Genomic DNA, 25,223 nt, shown 5'->3' with positions numbered 1-25,223 from the left:
GGGTTAGTTGCCTTTCGAGACGAGGCTGGAATAAAGGGCGGCGTAGCGCTCTGCGCTCTTTCCCCAGGATACGTCGGATTTCATGCCCTGCTTTTGCATCTGCGTCCAGAGTTTTCGATCCTGAAACAGCCGGATGGCGCGGCGCACTGCCTGCAAAAGGCCGTCTACCGTGACCGGTGCAAACTGCACACCGGTGGCGACTTTTGCCTGTAGAGCAGCGTGATTGGCGTCGATGACGGTGTCGTTCAGCCCACCGGTACGCGCTACGATCGGCACGCAGCCGTAGCGCAGGCCGTAGAGTTGGGTTAGCCCGCAAGGCTCGAAACGGGAGGGAATGATGATGCCGTCGCAGCCTGCCTGCATCAGGTGCGACATCGGTTCGTTATAGCCGACGGCCATGCCGACGCGGCCGGGATGGGCAGCGGTTGCTGCGAGCAATGCACCCTCGAGTGCTGCGTCGCCGGCGCCGAGGATAGCGAGTTTGGCACCCATGCCGACGATCTCGTCGATCGTGGTGGCGACGAGGTCCATACCCTTCTGCCAGGTCAGGCGGCTGATGATGCAGAAGATCGGGGCATTGTCGTTGTCGAGATGGAAATGGTCGATGATCGCCAGCCGGTTCTCGTCCCTCTTTGTGAGCTTCGAGAGGCTGAAGTTCTGGCTGATCATCGCATCGGTGTCCGGGTTCCAGACGTCTGAATCGATGCCGTTGACGATGCCGTGGAGGTCTCTCTGGCGGCTGGCAATGACGCCTTCCAGCCCCATGCCGAACTCGGGGGTGAGAATTTCTTCGGCGTAGGAGGGGCTGACGGTGGTGATCGCATGGGCTGCCTGCAGGCCGCCCTTCAGGTAGCAGACATCGCCATAGTATTCGACGCCTTCCATGGATAGGGCATGGCGCGGCAGCCTCAGCTTCGGGAAGATATCGTTGCCGAACTGGCCCTGGAAGGCGATGTTGTGGATGGTGACGACGCTCGGGATTTCCGGTGTCTCGCTGTAGCGCATGTAGACCGGCACCATGGCGGCCTGCCAGTCGTGGACATGGACGATGTCCGGCTTCCAGTCCGGGATCACTCCCGCGGCAATCTCGGCCCCGGCGAGCGACAGCGCGGCGAAGCGATGCCAGTTGTCGGGGTGGTCCCGACCGCGTTCATCGACATAGGGGCCGCCGGCCCGGTCGAAATAGGCCGGAGCGTCGAGAACCAGCACCGACATGCCGTGATGGTCGACCTCGAGCAGGGTGGCGGGGGCGCCGAGCAAGTCGCTGAAGACATGTACGACGACGGGTGATCTTATGACGCTCATCACTGCCCGGTAGCCGGGCAGCAGGGTTTTGGTGTCGATGCCGTGGCTCTTAAGCGCTCCGGGCAGGGCTCCGACAACGTCGGCCAGGCCCCCTGTCTTGATCAATGGGAAGACTTCGGACGCGACCGACAGGACTTTCATATTATCAAATATCCAGTTTATCGATCATCGATTGGGTGATCAGGCAGATACCGCCTTCGCTTCGGCGGAAGCGCTTGGCGTCGAGCTCGATGTCCTCACCGACAACCAGACCCTCCGGAATGGTGACGCCGTGGTCGATAACGACGTTCTTCAGCTGCGCCCGGCGCCCGATCTTGACGCTCGGCAGCACGACGGCACCTTCGAGGCGCGAATATGAGTTCGCCCTGACGCCGGTGAACAGCAGGCTGTTCGACAGTGTCGCGCCCGATATGATGCAGTCGCCCGCGACCAGCGAGGATACGGCCGAGCCGCGGCGGTCTTCGTCGTCATGGACGAATTTCGCCGGCGGGTTGATTTCGGCATAGGTCCAGATCGGCCAGCTCTTGTCGTAGATATCGAGTTCGGGGACGATGGCCGTCAGATCGACATTGGCCTGCCAGTAGGCGTCGATGGTGCCGACGTCGCGCCAGTAGGGCTCGTTCTCGAAGTCGGAGCGAACGCAGGACTGGGCGAAGCGGTGGGCGACGGCTTTGCCGTTCTTGACGATGTAGGGAATGATATCCTTGCCGAAGTCGCGGCTGGAATTTGGATCGGCCGCATCGCGGCGCAGCTCCTCGATCAGGAACTTGGTGCGGAAGACATAGATGCCCATCGACGCGAAGGAGCTTTCCGGCTTGCCCGGGATTGCGGGTGGATCGGCGGGCTTCTCGACGAAATCGATGATGCGGTCATGCTCGTCGACGTGCACCACGCCGAAGCCGACAGCCTCCATGCGCGGCACTTCCAGGCAGCCGATAGTGACGTCAGCGCCTGAGTCGACATGCTGCTGCAGCATGTATTCGTAGTCCATCTTGTAGACGTGGTCGCCGGCCAGGATCACCATGTATTCGACGCCGTAGTCCTGGATGATGTCGATGTTTTGGAAGACGGCGTCGGCGGTGCCCTCGTACCACTGCGTTTCGGAAACGCGCTGGCTGGCCGGGAGGATGTCGAAGCTTTCGTTACGCTCTGGGCGGAAGAAGTTCCAGCCGCGCTGCATGTGGCGGATCAGCGAGTGCGCCTTGTACTGCGTCGCAACGCCGATGCGACGGATACCGGAGTTAAGCGCGTTGGACAGCGCGAAATCGATAATGCGTGCCTTGCCGCCGAAGTACACCGCAGGCTTGGCGCGGCGGTCGGTCAGTTCCTTCAGGCGGCTTCCTCGGCCACCTGCGAGGACATAGGCCATAGCGTCGCGCGCCAGGGGCTGAATGCGTTTCTCTACCATTTTATCCTCCCAATCGATTCTTAAAATTCCGGTTCCAGCAGAATGGTCGCCAGCGGCGGCAGGGTGATGTTGGCCATGATGCTTCCCCCGGCATTAACGGCCTGCACCCGTCCTCCGTTCCCTTTGCCGCTGCCGCCATAGATGTCGGCATCGGTATTCAGGATCTCCCGCCAGCGCCCCTCCGCCGGCAGTGGAAGCGCATAGTTCTCCCGATAGACAGGCGTGAAATTGGTGATCACGGCAATCGGCTTTTCACCCGGTGCCTTGCGCAGCCAGGCATAGACCGAGTTGGTATCGTCATCCACGACGAGCCACTCGAAGCCTTCGCCCTCGCAGTCGCGGGCATGCAGCGACGGCTTGCTGCGGTAGGTGAAGTTGAGGTCGCGCACCAGCCGGCGCATGCCCTCGTGCATGCGGTATTGCAGCAGGTTCCAGTCGAGCGCTCGCTCCTCGCTCCATTCACTCCACTGGGCAAACTCCTGGCCCATGAACAACAGCTTCTTGCCGGGATAACCCCACATGAAGCCATAGAAAGCGCGCAGGTTGGCGAATTTCTGCCAGTCGTCGCCGGCCATCTTGGCGATCATCGAGCCCTTGCCGTGCACCACTTCGTCGTGGGAAATCGGCAGAACGAAATTTTCGGAATAGGCGTAGATCAGGCCGAAGGTCAGTTCGCTGTGGTGGTGCTTGCGATGCACGGGCTCGCGGGCAAGATAGCTCAGCGTGTCGTGCATGAAGCCCATGTTCCACTTGAAGCCGAATCCCAGTCCGCCTTCGTGCACGGGTGCTGAAACCTTGGGCCAAGAGGTGGACTCCTCGGCGATCGACATGACACCGGGGTGGCTGCCGTAGAGCCGCTTGTTCATCTCCTGGAGGAAACGAACGGCCTCGAGGTTTTCGTTGCCACCGTACTCGTTGGGCACCCATTCGCCGTGCTTGCGCGAATAGTCGAGGTAGAGCATCGAGGCGACGGCATCGACGCGCAAGCCGTCCAGGTGGAATTTCTCGGCCCAGTAGACGGCGTTGTTGAGCAGGTAGGAGACGACCTCGGTGCGACCGAAATTGTAGATCGCGGTGTTCCAGTCAGGATGAAAGCCCTGGCGTGGGTCGGCATGCTCGTAAAGGGCCGTGCCGTCGAAATGCCGGAGGCCGTGGGCGTCGGTCGGAAAGTGCGCCGGCACCCAGTCTAGGATGACGCTGACGCCGACCTTGTGGGCGCCGTTGACGAAGCGGGCAAAGCCTTCGGGCTCTCCGAACCGGGCCGTCGGGGCATAGAGACCGGTGGTCTGGTAGCCCCAGGAGGGATCGTAGGGGTGCTCGGTGATGGGCAGGAATTCGATATGGGTAAAGCCCATGTCGACGACGTAGGGGATCAGCCGTGAGGCCATCTCGTCCCAGGACAGCATCGTGCCATCGTCGTTGCGCTGCCAGGAGCCGGCATGCACTTCGTAGATGGAAATCGGCTGGCGACGGTGGTCGACATCCGACCAATGCTTTCTGTGGGCATCGTCTTCCCAGTCCTGCACCAGTTCCGGCGTCGTCACCGATGCGTTCTTCGGACGCATCTCGCCGCGTCGTGCATAGGGATCGGCCTTAAGGGGCTGCAGATCGCCGTCCTTGCCGATGATCTCGTACTTGTAGGTGACGCCGGTCCGGACGTCCGGGGCAAAGATTTCCCAGATACCGCTGTCGCTGCGCAGCCGCATGACGTGGCGGCGGCCGTCCCAGCCGTTGAATTCGCCGACGACGGAAACCCGGCGTGCGTTCGGTGCCCAGACGGCGAAATGGAAGCCGTGGACGCCTTCATGCTTCAGCGGGTGGGCGCCCATCTTGTCGAACAGGCGAAGATCGGAGCCTTCGCGAGCGTAATAATCGTCCATTGGGCCGAGCACGGGGCCGAAGGAATAGGGATCCGTGACGGCCCATTCCGCATCGTCGCGGCGGGCGCGGTAGCGCACCGGCTGCAGCTTCGAAAGAGTTACCGGCCCTGCGAAAAATCCGGCTGGATCGAGCATTTCGAGTTCGCCGATCAACGTACCGTCGATGGTGGTCGCGCTGACTGCCTCGGCACCGGGAACGAAGCATCGGACGACAAAGCCTTCGTCCGTCTGCTGCACCCCGAGGACCGAAAACGGGTCGGTATGCTCTGCGTTCAGTATCGCTGCGATCGTCTCGGCGGAGACGTTCTTTGCGGCCGTGCCTTCAGCGCCGGCTTTTCGTTTCTTCATCAAGCTCTCCAGATCTCATCCGCATACTGGCGGATGGTCCGGTCGGATGAGAACCAGCCCATGCGCGCCGTATTGCAGATGGTCTTGTTGTACCAGGTCGCCTTATCAGCCCAGAGAAGGTCGACGTCGCGCTGGGCGGCGGCGTAGCTGTCGAAATCGGCAGCAACCATGAACCAGTCATGGGCATAGATACCTTCGATCAGGTCGGTGTAGCGATTGCGGTCGTCCGGCGAAAATACGCCCGAGGAGATGGCAGCCAGCGCCTGTGCCAGTTCGCGGGACTGCTCGATCACCTGGCGTGGGTTGTGCCCGTCGGTCCTGACCTTGGCAACCTGCTCGGCGGTAAGACCGAAGATGACGATGTTGTCGGCGCCGACATTGTCGCGCATCTCGACATTCGCGCCGTCCAGCGTGCCGATGGTGAGCGCGCCGTTGAGGCCAAATTTCATGTTGCCGGTGCCGGACGCTTCCATGCCGGCGGTCGAGATCTGCTCCGACAGGTCGGCAGCGGGCACCATCACTTCGGCAAGCGAGACGTTATAGTTCGGAATGAATACGACCTTCAGGAGACCGCGCACCGACGGGTCGTTGTTGATGACCTTGGCGACATCGTTGATCAGCTTGATGATCAGCTTTGCGTTGTGATAGCTCGGCGCCGCCTTGCCGGCGAACAGTTTGACGCGCGGCTGCCAGTCGAGTTCGGGATGCGATCGGATCTGGTCGTAGAGGGCCACGGTCTCGACGATATTGAGGAGCTGGCGCTTGTATTCGTGGATGCGCTTGATCTGGATGTCGAACATGGCATTCGGATCCAGCTTGATGCCCATGCGGCCGGCGACCAGATTGGAAAGACGAGCCTTGTTGTCGCGCTTGATCTTGGCGAATTTTTCCTGGAAGGCGGCATCGCCGGCGAAAGCGTCGAGCGGCTTAAGCTTCTCGGCATCGTCCATGAAGGCGTCGCCGATGGTTTCGCGGATCAGGCTTGTCAGCCCCGGATTGCACTGCATCAGCCAGCGGCGCGGCGTGATGCCGTTGGTCTTGTTGTTGATGCGGTCGGGATAGAGCTTGTTCAAGTCCGCGAAAACCGTGTCCTTCATCAGCTCGGTATGCAGGGCAGACACGCCGTTGATGGAATGCGAGCCGATGAAGGCGAGGTTGCCCATCCGCAGGCGACGTTCGCCGCTCTCGTCGATCATCGAAACGCTGCGGATCTCGGCGTCGGTGAAGTTGTGCACCTTGCGCGCTTCGAGCAGCACTGTGGTGTTGATCGCGTAGACGATCTGCATGTGGCGCGGCAGCAGCCGTTCGAACAAGGGGATCGGCCAGCTTTCCAGCGCTTCCGGCAGCAGCGTGTGGTTCGTGTAAGAAAACGTCTTGCGGGTGATGTCCCAGGCGGCGTCGAATTCGAAGCCGTGGACGTCGACCAGCAGGCGCATCAGTTCCGGAACGGAGACGGCCGGATGGGTGTCGTTCAGCTGGATGGCGACCTTGTCCGGCAGCGATGTCAGGTCGTCATATTGCTGCAGGTGGCGGCGGATAATGTCCTGCAGCGAGGCAGAGCAGAAGAAGAACTCCTGGCGAAGGCGCAGTTCCTGGCCGGCCGGCGTGCCGTCTGCCGGGTAGAGGACGCGGGTCAGGCTTTCAGCCTTGTTGCTCTCGCGCAGTGCGCCGATATGATCGCCCGCGTTGAAGGCGTCGAGCAGGATCGGATCGATCGGCTGGGCTGCCCACAGGCGCAGCGTGTTGACGCGCTTGCCGCGCCAGCCGACGACGGGTGTATCGAAGGCCGCCGCGATCACTCGCTCTGCGGGCTTCCAGACATAGCGCGGCGCATCCTCGTTGCCGGCGACGATTTCCACGGCACCGCCGTAGCCAACCTCGTAGGCACTCTCGCGGCGCTCGAATTCCCAAGGGTTGCCGTGCGCCAGCCAGGTCTCCGGCAGTTCGACCTGCCAGCCATCTGCCATCTGCTGGCGGAACAGGCCGTGCACGTAGCGGATGCCGTAGCCGTAGGCGGGCACGTCGACCGTGGCCATCGACTCCATGAAGCAGGCGGCGAGACGGCCGAGGCCGCCGTTGCCAAGCGCTGCATCAGGCTCGAGGCTGGCGATGACGTTGACGTCGACACCGAGCGAGGTGAGGGCCTCGGTGATCTCTTCCATCAATTCGAGATTGGAAATGGCATCGCGCATGAGGCGACCGATGAGGAATTCCAGAGACAGGTAATAGACGCGCTTGGCGCCGGATGCGTAGGTTTTGCGGGTGGATTCCATCCAGCGGTCTATGATCCGGTCACGGATGACGAGGATGGTTGCGGTGAGCCAGTCGTGCGGCTTGGCGACCTTGGCATCCTTGCCGATACGGTAGGTCAGGCGCTCGATGATTTCTTCGGCCAGAATCTCAGGACGGGAACTGCGGGGCGCGGGCGCGGGGAGTGAGGCCTTTGAAATCGTATTCATGGTTGGTCTCGCCATTTATGATTTGTAATCAGAGTGTTAAATCTGAATAAATCGTTTTCCGAACGCGTCTCTGCCTCCAGTTTATGCACCGATATAGAGCAGTTGCAACAAAGGAATATCGCGAAAGCGGAAAATAGCCGGAGAGGTTGGTGCGGCACGTCAATTGCGCGCGCCAAAGGGCTGATTTCGGCAGCAAGCAACACCCTGGACGCGAAAGAAAACCCGCTCCGAGGGGTGGAGCGGGTGTGGTGGTTGGGTGATAAGGTAGAGCGAACTCGCTACTTGGTCATCAACGTCAACTGCAGCGTGGCTTTCTCGCCGATTGCCTTGAAGGCCGCAATCAGGTCATCGGAATTTTCCGCTTTGAAGTAAGTTGATGGCGAGGTCGCGCAATAGTTGAGCAAGGCCTGGCCGTTTGAAGGCGCCATCAACGCTACTGTGTAGACTTGGAAGCCTGCGGTTCTGGCCTTATCGCAATATGTTTTGGTCGTAGCATCGGCATTGGCAACGTTGTTGTCGCCATCCGTCATGAAAACGATATATTTGGTTGGAACCTGGCCGTTTTTGTTGTGATGGGCGGTGTCTTCGGTCGAAGCTATCAGAGCTTCGTATGCATTTTTAAAGGCGCCGCTTGAATCGGTTGTGCCATCAGCAGTTAACTTGTTGACATAGGAACTGATGTCTGACGTTCCCCAGGTCAGGGCCGATGCGGTTTGGGCCTGGTTATTGTAGGAATCGCCGCCGGTTCGGACATAGAGCATGTTCGGATCAGCTTTCTTCAACTGCGCGGTGAGATTGGTCACGGCAATCTTGAGAGATTCCATTTTGCTGTAGTAGTTGGTGACGGTCCGTTGGCGGAAACAAAAGTTGCCGATTGCTAAATCGCATACCGTTTTCGTCGGAGTCGTGGCGTTGACGGTCGCAGTGTCTTCGTCCATCGAGCCGGACCGGTCGAGTACCAGATACATCGACAGCGCGTTCTTGCTTTCCGTGGCGCTCGACGTTGAACTGCCCGCACCGATTTTGACGGTGTTCAAGCCCAAGAGACGGGTCAGGCCGTTGACGTTCATGTTATATCCGGAGCTGACCGATACGCTGAAGATCTTGCCTGTTGCACCATTGGCGGCTTGCGTCACACTGACGGTGGTGCTCGACTTGATCGCTGCCAAGGCTGTGGCGTCGCCCGCCATATAGTTGGCCATCTGACCGGTGACGAAGTCCTTGCCAAATTGCGTTGCCGTGGTGCTGTCAATGTCGCCAGCGGCCAAAGCGCTGGCTGTCGCCAGTGCTGCGGCATCGGTCGCATTTTGAACCTGGTTCTTCGACAACACCATGTTGGAGACGTCTACCGCCACTCCGGCGCCGGCAAATACGACGGGCACCGCTAGCGCCGTCAGAATGCCGAAATTGCCGCTCCGGTCGCTGAAAAAACGGCGCAAGCCGAAACCGGATCTGAAATTGGTGCTCATCATGTTCACCTAAGGTATTGCCCCACAACTCTGGGTACCCTAGTCGGGTAATCCTTTTCATTGCATTGACAACTTAGGTACGATTTGAGCGATCCGGTCGCATATTCCAGTTTTGGGAATCTAGCCGAGCGGAATGACGTCGACTGCCTGGTCGATCTTCTGGCTGCCGTAGCTCTTCACCACGCCGATGACCGGTGCGACATCGGAATAGTCGCGGCCGTAGGCGACGACGATGTGGTCTGTGCTTGCCGGTATATCGTTGGTCGGATCTAGCTCTATCCAGCCGACGGTTTCACCGCACCATGCGCGCACCCAGGCGTGCATTGCATCGGCGCCTTCGAGCCGCGTCTTGCCGGGTGGCGGGATGGTGCGCAGGAAGCCGCTGACGTAGCCGGCGGGGATGCCGAGGCTGCGCAGCGCGATGATCATGATGTGTGAAAAATCCTGGCAGACGCCGCGTTTCAGCTTGAAGGCCTCGTTCGGCGTCGTGTCGACATTCGTCGCCTTGCCGTCATAGGTGAAGTCCTCGTAGATCTTAGAGCACATTGCGCGGACGATCTGCATCACCGTTAGCGGGCTCGATGCCCACTGGCGGGCATAGTCGGCAATCTCGGTGCTTTCCGACAGGCGCGGACTGGCGCTCAGGAAATGGTGCGGAGACAGCGCATCGACAGACCAGCAATCGGCGATCTCGTCTGCAAGGTCCGGCAGAAGCGGCGAGAAATCTGCCGTGGTTGCGAGGCTTTCGACGTGTACGCGGGCCTTCATGCGGATCTCGAGCTTTTCATGGGGCTTGCGCACCAGGAGCGAGGTCGTCGGATGCAGGAAGAAGTCGGTAAACAGCCTCTGCTCTTCCGGGACAGGCGAGATCGTCAGGGAACCCGCTACCAGCCGCTGGCGGCCCGGCAGCGACAGGGGAAGCAACCGCAGCATGTGACGGGCGTTGGAGGCCGGGATCTGGTAGGTATAGCCCATTTTCAGGGACAGGTCGTATTGCATGATCTATCCCAGATAGGTGTGAGCCAGAAGGTCCGACAGATGTTCGAGTTCGCGCTCAAGCCGTTGGTAGGCGTCGGCCGTCATGGTTTCAGGCGTCAACACTGCCAGGCCCGATTGTAGCCTGAGTGCCTCGCGACAGAAGGGCGACATCTGGCCATTGACGGTGGCGCCGGGAAGTTGCGCCACCTCGCGGTGGATCTCGTTCAACTGGAACAGGATCGAGCGCGGATTGAGCGGGTCGAGCGCCAGGAGGTCGGTGACCGTCAGCCGCGCGGTGTTGACGTTGTAGCGCCGACGGTGGGTCATGACGCTGTCGCCGATCTCCAGCAGCATGTCGAGCGATCCGTCCGGCGCATCCGGGCCTGACATATGGCCGAGTACACGAGTCATGAACAGGCCACGCTCGATGTAGCGACCGAGGGACAGGAAGCGCCAACCGGTGAAGCGGTACATGTTTTCGTGCACCAGACCGGCAAAGCCTGCAAGCTTGCGCAAAAGGATCGTCATCGCATGGCTGGCGTCGTCGCCGGCCTTCACGTGGTCCTTGAAACGGCGGGCGGTCTTGGCGAGATCGTTGAGGGCCAGCCAGCCGTCGGGTGAAAAGCGGTCGCGGATGTTGCTAGCGGAATAGACGGCGCTCTCGATATTGCGCAGCAGGGTTTCCGGCACAGCCTCCTTGGTGTCGATGTCGACGATGCCGAGATAGTCGCTGACGTCTGCCAGCAGCGGCTGCTTGGGATCGGCGGATTCTGCGAAACGGCCATGCCAAGCGCGAAGGATGCGCAGCGCGCCTTCGGCCCGCTCGATGTAGCGGCCCAGCCAGAACAGGTTGTCGGCGGCGCGGCTCGGGAGGCTTCCGGGCATGTTGCGCGTGAAAGTTTCCTCGGCCGGCAACAGCGTGTGGCGCTCGACGGGTTTGTCGCTGACGATCCAGACATCGGCGGCCGAGCCGCCGGCCTGCATGGCGATGGCGGCCACATCGTCGCCGCTGCCGATGCGGGCAAAGCCGCCGGGCATGATCTTCCAGCCGTTCTCGGTGCGAGCGGCGAAAACGCGCAGGCTCATCGGCCGCGGCTGCAGCTTGCCGTTTATCCAGGCCGGAGTGGTCGACAGGGTGACGACCTCCTGTCCAACCAGCTTGCGGCCGTCGCTCTTCAGCCAGTCGGCAATCGATTCCTTTGCCGTGGCACGCAGGGTCGAGCCGAGCACGGACTGGCCGTTGTCGTCGAAGAAGGGCAGGCGGGAATAGGCCGGCCCGATCACCATCTTCTCGATGTTGCGGGCGACCTGGGCACGTTCTGCCTTCTGGCCGCACCACCAGGTGGCGATCGACGGCAGTTTCAGCTCTTCGCCCAGCAGGTGGCGCGATATGGTCGGCATGAAGGCCAGCAGCGCCCGCGTCTCGAGGACACCGGAGCCAAGCGCATTGACGATGGTCACCGATTGCGAGCGCAACGCCTCGACAAGGCCGGGAGTGCCGATATGCGAGTGCTGCGCGAGTTCCAGGGGGTCGGCATAGTTGGAGTCCAGGCGACGCCAGAGGACGCTGATCGGCTTCAGTCCGGCGACGGTTCGTACCATCACCTGATTGTTGACGACTGTCAGGTCTTCGCCCTCGAGCAGCATAAAGCCGAGATAGCGGGCGATATAGGCGTGCTCGTAATAGGTCTCGTTTGCGGGGCCGGGCGAGAGAACTGCGATCCTGCCGTCACCGCCCTGCTTCATGGCCTGCAACGTATCGCGGAAGGCGCCGAAGAACGAGGCGAGCCGATGCACGCTGGCATCGGCATAGAGATCGGAAAAGGCACGGGTGGTGGCAACACGGGTTTCAAGCGCGAAGCCCGCTCCGGACGGGGCCTGGGTCCTGTCGGCCAGCACCCACCAGTTGCCATCTGGCCCACGGCCGATCTCGAAAGCCAGGAAATGCAGATAGTGGCCGCCCGCCGGTTTCACGCCGACCAGCGGTCGCAGGAATTCCGGGTTGGAGCCCACCAAAGCCGGTGGGAGATAGCCTTCCTTGACCAGGGTGTTGTCGCCGTAGATGTCGGCGATGACCTTTTCCAGCAGGTTCGCGCGCTGCACCAGGCCTTCCGACAGGGTCTGCCATTCACGCTCGTCGATAAGCACTGGAATATGCGATATCGGCCAGTTGCGTTCGGTGACACCCTTGGTGCCGTAGTCGCGGTAGAAGACGCCGGCATCGCGGAGATAACGGTCGGCGCGGGCAAAGCGCTCGTGCAGCTCCTTTTCCGGCATGCGGCTGAGGCCCGCCAGAAACTTCTGCCAGACGGGACGCACGGCGCCGGATTTGTCGACCATCTCGTCTGCGACGCCGGGCATGGCGGCATAGGCAAAGGCCGGATCGATGCCGATGTCAGCCGTTGCCTTTTCCGTACCTACAGTTGCCGGTTTCTTGGACATCGCGTTCTCAGTTCAAATTCCGGTCGGACGCCTGAGATCCAGGGTCAGCGGAAATTCCGGGGATGTCAGTTCTGGCCGCAGGGGATAGGCGCCAGCAGTGTGGCCCCACGGTTCGAAGCGGGCAAGGCGGCGAGCTTCCGCCTCGTTGTTGTTCACCGGGAAAGTCTCATAGTTGCGACCGCCGGGATGCGCAACATGGTAGATGCAGCCGCCGATCGACCGCTGCGACCACGTATCGTAGATATCGAAGGTCAGCGGCGTGTTGACGGGCAGTACCGGGTGCAGCCCGGAGGCCGGATGCCAGGCCTTGAAACGCACGCCGGCAACCGAGACGCCGGCGACGCCCGTTGGTGTCAGCGGCACGGCGCGGCCGTTGCAGGCGACGGTGTAGCGCGATGGGTTGTTGCTTTCCAACCGGACCTGCAGCCTCTCGACCGATGAATCGACGAAGCGGACGGTTCCGCCGATTGCCCCTTCCTCGCCCATGACATGCCATGGTTCGAGTGCCTGGCGAAGTTCCAGCTTGTTGCCTTCGTATTCGACTTCGCCAGAGAACGGGAAGCGGAATTCGAGTTGTGCCTGGAACCACTCCGGCCTCAGGTCGAAGCCGTGGGCCTTGAGATCGGCGAGCACCTCGAGGAAATCCTGCCAGATATAGTGCGGCAGCATGAAGCGGTCGTGCAACGACGTTCCCCAGCGGACCAGCCGGCCGTCGATCGGCGCCTTCCAGAAGCGTGCGATGAGCGCGCGGACCAGCAATTGCTGGGCAAGGCTCATGCGGGCATTCGGCGGCATTTCGAAACCACGGAACTCCACGAGGCCGAGGCGGCCAGTCGGGCCATCCGGGGAAAACAGCTTGTCGATGCAGATTTCCGAGCGGTGGGTATTGCCGGTGACGTCGATCAGCACGTTGCGGAACAGCCGGTCCACGAGCCACGGAAGCGGCGGCTCGCCCATTCCCGGCGCCGGCACCTGGGACATGGCGATTTCCAGCTCGTACAGGCTGTCGTGACGGGCTTCGTCGAAGCGCGGCGCCTGGCTCGTCGGTCCGATGAACAGGCCGGAGAACAAGTAGGACATCGAGGGATGGCGTTGCCAGTGCAGCACCAGGCTCTTCAGAAGATCCGGGCGGCGCAGGAACGGGCTGTCGGCGGGGTTCTTGCCGCCGACGACGACGTGGTTGCCGCCGCCGGTGCCGGTGTGGCGCCCGTCGATCAGAAACTTGTCAGTGCCGAGACGCGTCTGGCGTGCCTCTTCATAGACGGTCGTGGTGATGGCGACACATTCCTGCCAGCTGGCGGCAGGGTGGATGTTGACTTCGATGACGCCCGGATCGGGAGCGACACGGATGACGTTGATGCGTTCGTCGTGGGGCGGCGGGTAGCCTTCGATATGGATCGGCAGGTTGAGCTCGGCTGCTGCGTTTTCGGCCGCAGCGATCAGCTCGAGGTAGTCCTCGATACGCTCGACCGGCGGCATGAACACGCAGAGGCGGCCATCGCGCGGCTCGACGGACATGGCCGTGCGCACGGCGCCGCCGATTTCGCCGAGGGTCTGTTCGACCCGCGATTGGCCGCTGTCGTCGGTCTGGAAGGAGGCTTCCGGCATGGCGCGGCCGGCCGGCACCACGACATCAGGCAGCGGTACGCGGGGGATCGAGGGATCTGCCTCGTGGATGTAGGGATAGCTCGAAGGCGGCACGTAGGGCAGGGTGCCGAGCGGCAGGCGATAGCCGACGGGGCTGTCGCCGGGCACGAGGAAGATCTTGCCGCGGCGGGTCTTCCATTTTTCGCTGATCCAGCGCTGGCCGCTGGCCTTGGCGTTCCACGCCTGGACCGGCAGGATATAGCCGGTCGCCACCGTCAGGCCGCGCTCGAAAACGCGAGCGATGCGGTTGCGCTCCTCGGGGTCCTTCAGCTTCGAATTTGACGGATCGACGTTTTCGGGCAGGCTGCCTTCCTTGATGATCCATTCAGCCGGATCCTCATAGGCCGGCAGCACCATGTCGGGCTCGATGGCCAGTTCCTTGGCGATGGCGGTGAGCAGATTGCCGGCATCTTCGGCCTTGACGCCGGTGTCGGCGCCTTCGGCGGCAATGAGGGCGGGGTTCTGCCAGATCGGCTTGCCGTCCTTGCGCCAATAAAGTGAGAAGGTCCAGCGGGGCAGGCTTTCGCCCGGATACCACTTGCCCTGGCCGTAATGCAGGAAGCCGCCGGGTGCAAAGCGTTCGCGCAGCTTGCGGATCAGCTTGTCGGCGAGATCGCGCTTCGTCGGGCCGACGGCAGCGGTGTTCCATTCCTCGCCCTGCAGGTCGTCTATCGACACAAAGGTCGGTTCGCCGCCCATGGTCAGGCGGACATCTTGGTCGACCAGAACCTTGTCAACGGCCTCGCCGAGGGCGTTCAGCGCTTGCCAGGACTCTTCTGAAAACGGCTTGGTGATCCGCGGATGCTCGGCGACGCGGGTCACGTTCATGGCGAAATCGAATTCGGTGTTGGCCTGGCCGAAGATAGCGCCGGAGATCGGCGCCGCGTTTCGGTAGTGCGGCGTTGCTGCCAGCGGGATGTGGCTCTCGCCGGTCAGGAGGCCGGAGGTCGGGTCGAGGCCGATCCAGCCGGCGCCGGGCAGATAGACTTCGCACCAAGCGTGCAGGTCGGTGAAATCGACTTCCGTACCGGAGGGACCGTCGAGCGCTTTCAGGTCAGGAGCCAGCTGAATCAGGTAGCCGGAAACGAAACGGGCGGCAAAGCCGAGGTTGCGCAGCACTTCCACCAACAGCCAGCTGGTGTCGCGGCAGGAGCCAAGCGCTGCCAGCAGCGTCTCCTCCGGCGTCTGGACGCCGGGCTCCATGCGGATCACGTAGTTGATGTCGCGCTGCAGGCGGGCATTCAGGTCGACGACGAAATTCGTGGTCCCGGTCGGGGAGCGGTCGATGGTCGCCATGAAGGCCGCCAACGCATCGCTCATGGGTTCTGGCTGCATGTAGATCTTCAAGTCGTCGCGAAGGTCCTCCGGATACTCGAAGGGCCACATCTGCGCCGATTCCTCGACGAAGAAATCGAACGGATTATAGACCGTCATGTCGGCGACGAGATCGACCTCGATCTTGAATTCGGTGACCGGCTCAGGGAAGACATAGCGGGCGAGGTAGTTGCCGTAAGGGTCTTGCTGCAGGTTGACGAAGTGATTTTCCGGCGAAATCTTCAGCGAATGGCTGATGACGCGGGTCTTCGAATGCGAGGCCGGTTTCAGCCTTATGATCTGCGGCCCGAGCCGGACCGGCGTGTCATACTTGTAGTGCGTCAGGTGGTAGATACTTGCTTTGATGGACATATTTTTTTCTTTTGCCAGCTATTCCCGAGGGGATAGTGTGCAATGCAACGACAGAAAGCAAGGCGCTTTACCGACCGTGTCCACATCCTGGCCCTAAAGCGCCAATAGCGGGCCTTTGCCCGCCGTCAGACGGCTGCCAAACTTGAAGAAGCTTTGTTTGACGAGGGCGATACCCCACTCGCCGTGATCCTCGCCCTTGTGGCGGGGGTCCAGAGATACGACGTCTGTCGGGTCAAAGACTCCTTCAGCTCAAGGACTTGAGCTGACCGGATCCCCGCCACAAGGGCGAGGGGGAGTGGGGCGAGGGGGAGTGGGGCGAGGATGGGAGGGGAGTTTGGCAACCGGCTCAAATTCCCGAGTGACCTGTAGATTTATATCATACCTTTGTCAGTAGTCTGACGGCGGGCTTTCGCCCGCCGCCGGCCCATTCGGTCGTATGCCTCAGGTGCGGCCGAATTCGTCGTTGAGGCGGATGATGTCGTCCTCGCCGAAATAGGAGCCGGTCTGCACCTCGATCAGCTCCAGCAGGATCTTGCCCGGATTGGCCATGCGGTGGACTTCGCCGAGCGGAATGTAGACGGACTCGTTCTCGCGCACGACCTGCACCTTGTCGCCGATGGTGACTTCGGCCGTCCCCTTGACGACGATCCAGTGCTCGGAGCGGTGATGGTGTTTCTGCAGCGACAGCTTCTTGCCAGGCGTCACGAAGATGCGCTTCACCTGGAAGCGGTCGCTCTTGATCAGCGAGGTATAGCCGCCCCAGGGGCGATAGGACGTGGGATGGGTTTCGGTGAGCGTCGCGGTCTTCTTGTGGCCGGCCAGCAGCTTGACCAGCTTGCCGACATCCTGGCTGTCCTTCAGATGTCCGACATAGACGGCATCTTCGGATGCGATGACGGCGACGTTCTCGAGACCCTGCACGGCAAGATGAGTACCGTGGGTCATGACGAGAGAGTTTTTGGTGTTGACCAGCGTCGTGTTGCCGGCCGAGACGTTGCCGTTCTCGTCCTGCTTGCCGACCTTCCAAACCGAATCCCAGCTGCCGAGGTCCGACCACAGGAAGGACGAGGGGACAACGGCGGCATTCGACGTTTTTTCCATAACGGCATAGTCGATGGATATGTCGGGGCTCTTGGAAAAGGCCTCGCTGTCGAGACGGGTGAAGTCGAGATCGCGAACGCCCTTGGCAAGGGCTTCCTTGGCTGCCTTGACCACGGCCGGTGCAAATTCGTTCAGCTCCGCCAGCAACGGCGTCACCGGGAAAACGAAGATGCCGGAGTTCCAGTAGAAGCCGCCGGCAGCGAGCATCGCCTCGGCCTTGTCGACGGGTGGCTTCTCGATGAAGCGCTTGACCGCATGGGCGCCCGAGGCCAGCGATTTTCCGACTTCGATATAACCGTAGCCGGTGGCAGGCTCTGTCGGGGTGATGCCGAAGGTGACCAGCTTGCCTTCCGCCGCCGTGGCACGGGCGATGCGGATGCAATCGAAATAGGTGGCGTCTGCCGTGATCTCGTGGTCGGAGGCGAGAACCTGGATGATGGTGTCCTTGCCGAAAAGATCGTTGGCGAGCGTTGCGGCGGCGGCGACGGCGGGGGCCGTGTTGCGGGCAACCGGCTCGAGCAGCACGGCGGCAAGTTCGATGCCGAGTTCGCGGGCCTGCTCGGCCACGAGGAAACGGAACTCCTCATTGGTGACGACGATGGCCGCTTCGTAAAGGTCCCTGTCGGAAACGCGCGACAGGGTGTTCTGAAACAGTGTCTGGTCTCCCACGAACTGGATAAACTGCTTTGGCGCCGTGGCGCGCGACAGCGGCCACAATCGAGTTCCCTTGCCACCGGCCATGATGACCGGGACGATTTTTGCTGCCATGAATTCGATCCTCTTTAAAACTTGTCGTCGATGAATTTCTGCAGGCGAGGCCGCCCTGGCCGCCCTGCAAAACTCCTGCAAGGTCGTCTAACGCAAATCTCTGCGGCCCTTTTTAGCCGCCAAAAGCAGCGCGATTCTACCGGGTATTTCTGTTTCTCCAACCGTTCGTTTTGAAATATGTCATTAAATCAAAGGCAAGGTTAAGGCAGTTTGCGATCTCGGCATAGTCCGACCTGCGCAAAACCTTGCTTCGATCCGTCTCAGGGCGTTTCGTCTGGACGCAGGCTCGTCGAGTGTGCGCTATTCTCGTGACGCCTGTTATAGCGCACCGAAGACCAGAAAGAGAGGCCGATCAGGGCCGCGCCGCCGAGGCCGGTAACGACTTCCGGAATATGAACCAACGTCTGGACGAACATGATGACCGCCAGGATGAGGATGGCATAGAAGGCTCCGTGTTCGAGGTACCGGTATTCGGCAAGTGTGCCTTTCTCGACCAGCATGATGGTCATGGAGCGGACATACATTGCGCCGATGCCGAGGCCGATGGCGATGACGAACAGGTTCTGGGTCAGTGCGAATGCGCCGATGACGCCGTCGAAGGAGAAGCTGGCATCGAGCACCTCGAGGTAGATGAAGGCGCCGACGCCGCCTCGGGCAGCCTCGCTCATGGTCCGCTGCGATGCATCGAGCAGGCCGCCGAGCACTTCGACGAGCAGGAATGTCAGCAGGCCGTAGATCGCTGCGTAGAGGAAGCGAGTGGCATCGTCGCCGTCGAGAAGCGCGGCAAAGCCCAGCATCGTGATCAGCACGACCGAGATCTCGACGCCCTTGATGGTGGCAAACCGCGCCATGGCCTTTTCAAGAAAAGCGATCCAGTGGACGTCTTTCTCGTTGTTGAAGAAATAGGTCAGTCCCACCATCATCAGGAAGCTGCCGCCGAAGGCTGCGATCGGCAGATGGGCTGTCTTCATGATGCTGGCATATTGTTCGGGTTCGACCGCCGCCATGCGCAGCGCTTCCCATGGGCCGATCTCGCCGGCGACGGCAACGATCGCCAGCGGGAAGACGATCCGCATGCCGAAGACGGCAATCAGGATGCCCCATGTCAGGAACCGCTGCTGCCAGACAGGCGTCATCTGCTTCAGCTTGTTGGCATTGACGATGGCATTGTCGAAGGAGAGCGAGATTTCCAGGACGGCAAGCACGACGCAGATGAAAAACACGGTGGCCATGCCACCCAGCGTTCCCGTCATCTTCCAGCCGAGAAATCCGCCGCCGATCAACCCGACGACGGTGACGATGATCGCCCATCTGAAATAGGAAAGGACGGGCATGCCTGATCCTTGGCCAGTTCCTGAGCCTGATGTCGGGCGCGTCATGGGCGCACCTGTAGGGCTGGGAACGCGGGAAGGCGAAATGCACGTAGACGTCGCTTGCCATCGACGGCATGCGAGGAAAGCATGGTCAGCTTGTTCATGGGGATAAATCCGCCGGCTTGTCTGCAGGCGGTACCGACATCACGAGAGCGCCGTAAAAACTCTCGCCAGAGGGGCCCGGCACCAGTGTTATCCGCGGCAGATGTCCTTGATCCGCAGAGCCTCATAGGTAAGGAGATTGCCGTCGTGGTCAAGAGCGGAGCGGGAACCAAATCAACAGGTCGACGTTGAACCTCAGGTTGCATCCCGCAACCGGATTGCGGAGGAGGCAGTCATGGAGCATATCACTCAACAGACAGGTACGAAATTCGACGCGGTGCAGCCACGAAAATTCGGCCGACCCAACGCCTTGCGGAAGGCTCAAGTCCTGCCGCCACACCATGTGGATCTCACCCTTTCGTCGGCGCCGCGCGACGATCTCCGCGTGCCGGCAACGATAAGCGGCGGCGTCATGTCGAAGCGGATCGACCGGCAAGGTTGAGGCATCGTCGCACGATAACTGGCCAACTGGCGCCGGCTAACCGGCGCCGCGAAATCTACTTCTTCGCGGATGCGTCGCCACCGGTGCGGAAGCTGCCGGTGAACTTCGAATCCTTCGATTCCGCCGAGCATTCGATCGCCACTTCCTTGCCGCTGTAAGGATTTCCGAAGGTGCAGGTTCCCGCGGCCTTGACCTGGCCGGTCATGGTCGTGCCGGCGCCGGAAACGACCATGTTCAGCGCCAGGCGGACGTTGCCGTTCGATGCCGCCTTGATCGTCTTGCCATCGCCGGCGAAGCCTAGCATCTTGCCCTCGGATGTGAAGATGAAGGTCACGGTGCCGTTGGGGGCGGTGACGCTTGCAAGCTCATTCTTGCACTTCTTCGTAGCGTCGAGCTTGCCGACCACCAGCTTGGCACATTTGCCTTTAAGCACGATGGCGCCGGGCCCGCCGGGAAAGGTCTGCGCCGAGGCAGCGCCTGCCGTAAGAGCGATCAGGGTCGTTACCAGTGCCAGGCTTGTCGTCCGCATTCAAAAGTCTCCGATTTTCAACTTGTAGCGTCGTCCGGCATCAGGCCGACCACGATGCATACGCCCAGCCATATGGTGCAAGGGCAATTTCTTTAAAGGCAGGCACATGAATGGAAAATGAAGGCGTTGCTCCAGACCCGTTCATTCCGCACAGATTAAAGGGTATCATCGCTCGACGCGGTTCGCCGCAGGTCGGGATCAATGAGGAGGGGACCATGACAACGAGAATTTCGACGGCCATTTTGGCCGCAATCCTGATGGGGGGCACGGTTGTTTCCTTGCCGCCGGTGGCCGCAGCGCAGGACGTCCAGTTTGAAATCGGACGCCACCGTCCGCCACCGCCGGATTACCAGCAGGACGACGAGGATGCTCCGCAGCCGGAATATGGCTACCATCGTCCGCGCCCTGACTATGATCGCCCTCCGCCGCGCGACTATGGAAGGCGCGGATGCGATCCTCGTCAGGCCGTCGCCATGGCCAGTCGCAACGGGCTTCGGCACGCCCACGTCGTGGACGTATCTCCGCGTCGGATAACGGTAGACGGCTTCACCCGTCGCGGGCCGGACGCGATGGTTTTCGGCAACGTGCGCGGATGCCCAAACCTCGATTGATGTTTTTCCGGCATGTGCGCTCAAAGGCGCGCATGCCGTTTTGGCGTCACTGCGGTTCTAGCCGCCTGCGCCGCCTGACGCGTCATCCATAAATTCCGGGTACTGCACAGTTTGCTGCGTGTCTTCGGGTTGTGCCGTCCCGTCGTCGCCAAGGTAATAATGGGCGCCGAGCCATTCAGCGAGTATTTTCGAGACGGCTGCATCACGACCTAGCCCGTGGTCTGCCATATACCGCGCAAGGGCTTCGTCGATATCTTTGGGCAAAGTGGTCATCGCGGCGTCTCTCAATCGAATTCCGGGATCTGGCCATGCTGGTAGAGGATGATCGTCGGGCCTTCCTCGCCAACGGCAGGGTTTGCCTCGCGACTCCATGCCACCACGCCGGCGTGATCGTTGATGAGCGTCTGCGCAGCATAGACAGCTGATTCTTCCGTTTCCATCTGTCGCGGGCCGAAGGCTGGTTCGAGCCTGCCATCCGCATCGCGGTCAAAGGCTGTCACGACGATCATCTTGCGAAATCCCGGCATTGGCTTTCCTCGCGTACGCGGCTCGATTATGACAGCGGCAATCACTGCAAGGGCAACGCGTCGGTACGGGCGGATGTTCCGTTGTCACACAGGCTTCAAATATTTCGTCGAAAACGGTGCTCGGCTGGCGTTTTAGAACCAGCCCATTAGACGCGCGGACCCTATCAGGCTGCCGGCGATCGACAGCAGGGCCATGATGATGATGATGGAAAAGACGATGGCGCGTGACATGGACAACTCCTTAACCGCGGCTTAGTAACATCAGGCGCTGGCCGCCTGCAATGGAACAAAAGAGCGCGGTCAGCATTCCGAACCGGGCAATTGTGCCGTTCGGTCGTGACAGAGAGAGCCATCATGAAGATTATGCTTGGATTGGGACTTGCCTTAAGTCTTGCTTGCGTTTCGGCCGCTGCAAGCCCGGGCGAATATCAGTACTATTTTGGCGGTCCCGTCGACCAGACCCCAACTCTCGCGGCAAAATTCGACAGGGCGTCGGACTATTGCGCAGTTGAAGCAAGCCGGCCCGACCGCGGCTCCAGCGATGTGCACAGCTACATCCATACGGTCGCCATGCGGAATTGCCTTGCCCGTTACAATTTCATCGACCGCGGTGTCTACTCCGCACTGCCGATCACGCTCGGGCTCGACCACTTCATCGATAGATAAGCGGTGCGCCGCTCGATAAAACGATGAGAGTGGCTACAACGTCAACCTGGTTCAGGCGGTGCCACCGCCTGCGCCTCCGCTCTTTTCGATCGCGGATACCATTTCACGGGTGCTGTCGGCCAGGAGATCGGCGTTTTCATGGGCTGCAGCGTCGTCCATGCCCGACTGCAGACCGATGCTGACCCAGCTTTCGTGTAGACCGTTGATATAGTCGTCCCGATCTTCCGCATCGATCTCAAGCACGTGCATTGCGGCCGTGCGGACGAATTCGGTCATGGCCTGGTCCAGGTCAGCTGTCATATTATTCCTCGATCTGATGTAACAGCTATTTGGCGACCTGGTGACGATCGTCAAGCGCAGGCGTTACATTTGTCGAGTAACCGGACCTCCAAAAGCGTTGCCAGCCAGAGCCGGCGGCGGCGCGTTTTGCGCCGACTTTGCAGTCCAGATTGCTATATTTTCGACGGCTGGTTTTTCGGCAGGATGAAATCTACGCCCAGCATATGCAGCCACATCCGCTCGAGAATGTAGCCGTGGGCAACGACGCCCGCAGTTGAGAAGTCGATCGCCAGCCTCAGCGAGATCGGCGGAATAGCCGCTACGCGCGCATTCCGAGCTGCGAAAATGGCGCCATAAGAAAATACGCCGAGAGAGTGGCGGTCGGCCTTTTCGGCGATGTGATCGAGTTTGCAGTGCCTGAGGAAGTGGGCTGCGATATTGCCGCCGTCCGGAAGGCCGTGGAGGATGCGATAGACCATGCCCATGCCGTTGGCGCCCGCATCGACGAATTCGGGAGCGCCCCAGGCCGTTAGTGAAAAACGCTCCGGCCTTACGCGCAACCGTCCACCGAGCTGGGCCTGGTAGTCGTCCAGCAGGGCTATCGGCGGAATATTGTTCTCGGCGATCCAGCACCACGACAAGGGCTGCACGTCATCCCAGTCGCGCCAGTTCTTTAGAAGCTCGATGAAGTCGGGGCTATGGGCGTGCGGGTCCGCCTGCGCATAGACGGTGAAGTCCTGGTCGTTGCCCACCTGCGTCATCATGTGATGAAGGTAGGTCTCCGATTCGCGACCGACATTCGGTCGATCGATGATGCGGAAGGCGCGATCGAGCACCTCGGGCGCGACGATCTTCTCGCCCTTGTTGTAGATGATGATGTCGAAATCATCCGGGATTTGATGAATCCAGTCGAGGGATTCGTTGTATCGTGCCAAAATCACGGAATTCACGAGCGATGCCTCCTCTAAGCCTCTCGATCACGCGCTCTGGACGAGAGTGTAGTTCAATCACGGGGCGCCAGGTGTCGAGGGAGGGGGCCGGCGGTGCGCCTCTCCTGATGGCTGCTACTCGGCGGGCTCGGTCCACAAACGGCGATCGAACGGAATGGGTGTGTTGGCGTTCAACTGGCCGAGATTTTCGAGGTATCGGTTGCGGTAGGCGATCTCGTCCTCGAACTCGACGTCGGTCAGGACAATGTCGGCGCCAATTTCATAATAGATTTCGAGGTTGCGCATATCCGGCACGGGAGTTTCGCCGCGTTCGGCTTCGTCCTGCATCTCCCAGAACAGTTGCTCGAGACGGCGTGCAAGGCCGGGGATGTCGCGCAGCACGCTCGTTTCGCGCTGGCTCTGCAGCCTGTCCCTGACATCCTGCAGGCTTTCCCGATCATGCGCAAAGGCTATCGCCTGGCGGACATACTCGTCCGGGCCGCCGCAGATCAGTTCGGGCAACCCGGCTGCGGCGACGATGCTGCCGCAGAAGCGCGAAGCAAATGTCTTGCCGGAGACGGTGAGGATCGGCAGTCCGACGGTAATGGCATCGGCCGCTGTCGAATGGGCACCGTAGGGGAAGGTATCGAGGAACAGGTCCGCCAGTCCGATACGCGCGAGGTGCTTGGGATTGGGCGCTTTTGCTGCGAAGATGATGCGGTCGGCATCGACGCCTCTTTTCGCGGCTATTTCGCGAAGCCGCTGGTTGACCGTGTCGTCGTCGGCAAGCAGCCAAAGCACGCTGCCGGGCGTTTCCGACAGTATCGTCATCCAGCGGTCGAAACAGTTGGCGGTGATCTTCTGCATGCCGTTGAAGCAGGCATAGACGAAGGCATCCTCGGGCAGGCCGGCCTCTGCGCGGGTCGGGCGCGCGTCGATCTGGCGCTTGCGGTCGATAGGCTGGTTGCAGGCGATACGCAGCACTTTTTCCGTATAGTAGATCTCGTTGGCGGGCGGAATGATGTGCTCGTCGGCGATGATATACTGGTGGAACGGGCTGGCCAGCGAGCCGGGATAGCCGCAGAAATTGACGACCACCGGGGCCGGGCGATAGGCGAAAATCTTGGTGCGTGCGAGCTTGGTGTAGCCGTTGACGTCGATCAGGATGTCGATCTTGTCCTTGGCGATGAGCTTTGCGGCATCTGCGTCGCTCATTTCGGCGATATCGCGCCAGCAATCGACAGCGTTCCTGATGCGCTCCTGCGTTGCATCGTTGGTGCGCCGGTCGCCGCAATAGTAGGCGAAGACCTCGACGCTGCTCTTGTCATGCAACTCCAGCACTTCTCTGAGGGCAAAGCCGACTGCGTGGTCGCGCAGGTCCGACGAGACATAGCCGACGCGCAGACGCTGGCCGGTTCCTGTTTTGTGGCGCGGAACGGTGTTGGCAGTGGCCTCGTCGAGATCGGGCTGCCCGATCAGCGACTTGTTGTAGCGATGCGCCTTGGCAAGCTGGAACAGCGGGTCGTCGGCGTAGCAGCCTAGCGTCAGGGGGGAGACGGCATCCAGCAACTGGCGAAGCGAGACATGCTCCGAAGGGACCAGCACCGGCCACTTGCACTGGCGCTGACGCAGCGATGTCCAATGCTGGCCTGCGTCGGTCTTTTCGGGCTGAAGCTCCATGGCCTGCCACAGGACCTTTTCCGCTTCCTCCATCCTGCCGGCACCTTCCAGCACGCGGCCGATGTGCTTGAGGGTCATCAGCCGGTGGCCGAGACGGTCGGCCGTGATATCGGAAGTGATCTCGGCATAGGAACGCCACTGCTCGACGGCGGGGTTTATCAGTCCGCTGTCCTCGAGGACGCGGCCAAGGTTGATATGCGCCGGGCCGAACTGCGGATCGAGCTTGAGGCACGCGCGAAAGGCATTGATTGCGCCCGCCCGATCGCCCATCACGTTGGCCGCGACCGCATAATTGAAATAGGCGAGGTGCAGCAGCGGATTGCCGTCGTTATAGGCGATCCAGCCCTTGTAGAGTTCGACCGCCTGGGCCTGATGCCCGCCGTTGCCAAGGATAGTTGCGATGTTGAACAGATCGCCGAGAGCAAGCTGTCGTTGCCGCGCCTTCTCGAGCGCATTAGTGAGCAGGGGGAGCTGAGCCGTGGCCGATGCGACATTGATGGTCATGACGATCCTACGAAGATGCGGCCTGGCGGCCATCGTTTGAGCCGGCGCACAAGGCGCTTTCGTCTTGCTACCTAGACTAGCTTGCGTCGA

The 25,223-nt window shown here is 61.0% G+C and carries 19 protein-coding genes; 3 read left to right on the top strand and 16 right to left on the bottom strand.

The genetic code is table 11. From position 1 onward, the window contains the following. Positions 1–3: 3 nt before the first annotated feature. The 10 genes from glgA to PR018_RS12100 form a co-directional block, all read right to left on the bottom strand. The gene (gene glgA, locus PR018_RS12145) at positions 4–1,446 is read right to left on the bottom strand and encodes a glycogen synthase GlgA (protein WP_142830535.1); all 1,443 of its coding nucleotides are present in this window, start codon (positions 1,444–1,446) and stop codon (positions 4–6) included. A gap of 4 nt (positions 1,447–1,450) precedes the next feature. Beyond that, positions 1,451–2,713: a glucose-1-phosphate adenylyltransferase gene (glgC, locus tag PR018_RS12140; protein ID WP_142830536.1), complete on the bottom strand. Its 1,263-nt coding sequence runs from the start codon at positions 2,711–2,713 to the stop codon at positions 1,451–1,453. Between the two features lie 20 nt (positions 2,714–2,733). Beyond that, positions 2,734–4,941 (bottom strand): 1,4-alpha-glucan branching protein GlgB, encoded by a 2,208-nt coding sequence (gene glgB, locus PR018_RS12135; protein WP_142830538.1) that lies wholly within the window; start codon positions 4,939–4,941, stop codon positions 2,734–2,736. After that, entirely contained in the window at positions 4,941–7,400 is a 2,460-nt protein-coding gene (locus PR018_RS12130; RefSeq protein WP_142830540.1) for a glycogen/starch/alpha-glucan phosphorylase, read from the bottom strand. The genes glgB and PR018_RS12130 overlap by 1 nt, the downstream gene beginning before the upstream one ends. A 278-nt stretch (positions 7,401–7,678) precedes the next feature. Continuing rightward, positions 7,679–8,869, bottom strand: a complete 1,191-nt coding sequence (locus PR018_RS12125; RefSeq protein WP_142830542.1) for a pilus assembly protein — start codon at positions 8,867–8,869, stop codon at positions 7,679–7,681. A 120-nt stretch (positions 8,870–8,989) separates the two neighbouring features. Beyond that, positions 8,990–9,868, bottom strand: a complete 879-nt coding sequence (locus PR018_RS12120) for a transglutaminase family protein (protein WP_142830544.1) — start codon at positions 9,866–9,868, stop codon at positions 8,990–8,992. 3 nt (positions 9,869–9,871) lie between these two features. Then, positions 9,872–12,289, bottom strand: a complete 2,418-nt coding sequence (locus PR018_RS12115) for a circularly permuted type 2 ATP-grasp protein (RefSeq protein WP_142830546.1) — start codon at positions 12,287–12,289, stop codon at positions 9,872–9,874. Between the two features lie 12 nt (positions 12,290–12,301). Then, positions 12,302–15,622 carry a transglutaminase family protein gene (locus PR018_RS12110; RefSeq protein WP_142830548.1) on the bottom strand — a complete coding sequence of 1,107 codons (3,321 nt, stop codon included), beginning with the start codon at positions 15,620–15,622 and terminating at the stop codon, positions 12,302–12,304. Positions 15,623–16,063: 441 nt separating this feature from the next. Further along, a complete protein-coding gene (locus PR018_RS12105) occupies positions 16,064–17,491 on the bottom strand; it encodes a mannose-1-phosphate guanylyltransferase/mannose-6-phosphate isomerase (protein WP_224127944.1) in 1,428 nt (475 codons plus the stop codon). A gap of 260 nt (positions 17,492–17,751) precedes the next feature. Next, the gene (locus PR018_RS12100; RefSeq protein WP_142832543.1) at positions 17,752–18,825 is read right to left on the bottom strand and encodes a DUF475 domain-containing protein; all 1,074 of its coding nucleotides are present in this window, start codon (positions 18,823–18,825) and stop codon (positions 17,752–17,754) included. 376 nt (positions 18,826–19,201) lie between these two features. Between PR018_RS12100 and PR018_RS12095 the strand changes: the two genes are divergently transcribed. Then, on the top strand, positions 19,202–19,408 hold the full coding sequence (locus tag PR018_RS12095; RefSeq protein ID WP_142832544.1) for a hypothetical protein: 207 nt from the start codon (positions 19,202–19,204) through the stop codon (positions 19,406–19,408). 55 nt (positions 19,409–19,463) lie between these two features. Here PR018_RS12095 and PR018_RS12090 read toward each other — a convergent pair whose 3' ends face one another. Next, positions 19,464–19,937, bottom strand: a complete 474-nt coding sequence (locus PR018_RS12090; RefSeq protein ID WP_142832545.1) for a hypothetical protein — start codon at positions 19,935–19,937, stop codon at positions 19,464–19,466. Positions 19,938–20,152: 215 nt separating this feature from the next. Between PR018_RS12090 and PR018_RS12085 the strand changes: the two genes are divergently transcribed. Then, the gene (locus PR018_RS12085) at positions 20,153–20,548 is read left to right on the top strand and encodes a hypothetical protein (RefSeq protein ID WP_142832546.1); all 396 of its coding nucleotides are present in this window, start codon (positions 20,153–20,155) and stop codon (positions 20,546–20,548) included. A 57-nt stretch (positions 20,549–20,605) separates the two neighbouring features. On the opposite strand, the gene PR018_RS12080 is transcribed toward PR018_RS12085, so the two are convergent. Together PR018_RS12080 and PR018_RS12075 are read right to left on the bottom strand one after the other, a co-directional pair. After that, the gene (locus PR018_RS12080; RefSeq protein WP_142832547.1) at positions 20,606–20,821 is read right to left on the bottom strand and encodes a hypothetical protein; all 216 of its coding nucleotides are present in this window, start codon (positions 20,819–20,821) and stop codon (positions 20,606–20,608) included. 11 nt (positions 20,822–20,832) lie between these two features. Continuing rightward, a complete protein-coding gene (locus PR018_RS12075) occupies positions 20,833–21,075 on the bottom strand; it encodes a hypothetical protein (protein ID WP_142832548.1) in 243 nt (80 codons plus the stop codon). A gap of 354 nt (positions 21,076–21,429) precedes the next feature. Here PR018_RS12075 and PR018_RS12070 point away from each other — a divergent pair, with 354 nt between their 5' ends. Further along, positions 21,430–21,741, top strand: coding sequence for a hypothetical protein (locus PR018_RS12070; protein ID WP_142832549.1), 312 nt, complete (start codon positions 21,430–21,432; stop codon positions 21,739–21,741). Positions 21,742–21,792: 51 nt separating this feature from the next. On the opposite strand, the gene PR018_RS12065 is transcribed toward PR018_RS12070, so the two are convergent. The 3 genes from PR018_RS12065 to PR018_RS12055 all read right to left on the bottom strand — a co-directional run bounded on the left by PR018_RS12065 (position 21,793) and on the right by PR018_RS12055 (position 25,133). Next, positions 21,793–22,041 carry a hypothetical protein gene (locus PR018_RS12065; RefSeq protein ID WP_111222036.1) on the bottom strand — a complete coding sequence of 83 codons (249 nt, stop codon included), beginning with the start codon at positions 22,039–22,041 and terminating at the stop codon, positions 21,793–21,795. A gap of 152 nt (positions 22,042–22,193) precedes the next feature. Beyond that, a complete protein-coding gene (locus PR018_RS12060; RefSeq protein ID WP_142832550.1) occupies positions 22,194–22,970 on the bottom strand; it encodes a hypothetical protein in 777 nt (258 codons plus the stop codon). A 114-nt stretch (positions 22,971–23,084) separates the two neighbouring features. Continuing rightward, positions 23,085–25,133 carry an O-linked N-acetylglucosamine transferase, SPINDLY family protein gene (locus PR018_RS12055; protein WP_142832551.1) on the bottom strand — a complete coding sequence of 683 codons (2,049 nt, stop codon included), beginning with the start codon at positions 25,131–25,133 and terminating at the stop codon, positions 23,085–23,087. Between the last annotated feature and the right edge of the window lie 90 nt (positions 25,134–25,223).

It is taken from the genome of Rhizobium rhododendri, from assembly GCF_007000325.2.
GTDB lineage: Bacteria > Pseudomonadota > Alphaproteobacteria > Rhizobiales > Rhizobiaceae > Rhizobium > Rhizobium rhododendri.
The sequence above is the reverse complement of the archived record's forward strand: the minus strand, read 5'-3'. Positions and strand labels throughout refer to the sequence as shown.

Excerpts from the sequence above, each read along its gene's own strand:
- glgA (WP_142830535.1), bottom strand. The coding sequence starts at position 1,446 with ATGAAAGTCCTGTCGGTCGCGTCCGAAGTCTTCCCATTGATCAAGACA.
- glgC (WP_142830536.1), bottom strand. The coding sequence starts at position 2,713 with ATGGTAGAGAAACGCATTCAGCCCCTGGCGCGCGACGCTATGGCCTAT.
- glgB (WP_142830538.1), bottom strand. The coding sequence starts at position 4,941 with ATGAAGAAACGAAAAGCCGGCGCTGAAGGCACGGCCGCAAAGAACGTC.
- PR018_RS12130 (WP_142830540.1), bottom strand. The coding sequence starts at position 7,400 with ATGAATACGATTTCAAAGGCCTCACTCCCCGCGCCCGCGCCCCGCAGT.
- PR018_RS12125 (WP_142830542.1), bottom strand. The coding sequence starts at position 8,869 with ATGAGCACCAATTTCAGATCCGGTTTCGGCTTGCGCCGTTTTTTCAGC.
- PR018_RS12120 (WP_142830544.1), bottom strand. The coding sequence starts at position 9,868 with ATGCAATACGACCTGTCCCTGAAAATGGGCTATACCTACCAGATCCCG.
- PR018_RS12115 (WP_142830546.1), bottom strand. The coding sequence starts at position 12,289 with ATGTCCAAGAAACCGGCAACTGTAGGTACGGAAAAGGCAACGGCTGAC.
- PR018_RS12110 (WP_142830548.1), bottom strand. The coding sequence starts at position 15,622 with ATGTCCATCAAAGCAAGTATCTACCACCTGACGCACTACAAGTATGAC.
- PR018_RS12105 (WP_224127944.1), bottom strand. The coding sequence starts at position 17,491 with ATGGCAGCAAAAATCGTCCCGGTCATCATGGCCGGTGGCAAGGGAACT.
- PR018_RS12100 (WP_142832543.1), bottom strand. The coding sequence starts at position 18,825 with ATGCCCGTCCTTTCCTATTTCAGATGGGCGATCATCGTCACCGTCGTC.
- PR018_RS12095 (WP_142832544.1), top strand. The coding sequence starts at position 19,202 with ATGGAGCATATCACTCAACAGACAGGTACGAAATTCGACGCGGTGCAG.
- PR018_RS12090 (WP_142832545.1), bottom strand. The coding sequence starts at position 19,937 with ATGCGGACGACAAGCCTGGCACTGGTAACGACCCTGATCGCTCTTACG.
- PR018_RS12085 (WP_142832546.1), top strand. The coding sequence starts at position 20,153 with ATGACAACGAGAATTTCGACGGCCATTTTGGCCGCAATCCTGATGGGG.
- PR018_RS12080 (WP_142832547.1), bottom strand. The coding sequence starts at position 20,821 with ATGACCACTTTGCCCAAAGATATCGACGAAGCCCTTGCGCGGTATATG.
- PR018_RS12075 (WP_142832548.1), bottom strand. The coding sequence starts at position 21,075 with ATGCCGGGATTTCGCAAGATGATCGTCGTGACAGCCTTTGACCGCGAT.
- PR018_RS12070 (WP_142832549.1), top strand. The coding sequence starts at position 21,430 with ATGAAGATTATGCTTGGATTGGGACTTGCCTTAAGTCTTGCTTGCGTT.
- PR018_RS12065 (WP_111222036.1), bottom strand. The coding sequence starts at position 22,041 with ATGACAGCTGACCTGGACCAGGCCATGACCGAATTCGTCCGCACGGCC.
- PR018_RS12055 (WP_142832551.1), bottom strand. The coding sequence starts at position 25,133 with ATGACCATCAATGTCGCATCGGCCACGGCTCAGCTCCCCCTGCTCACT.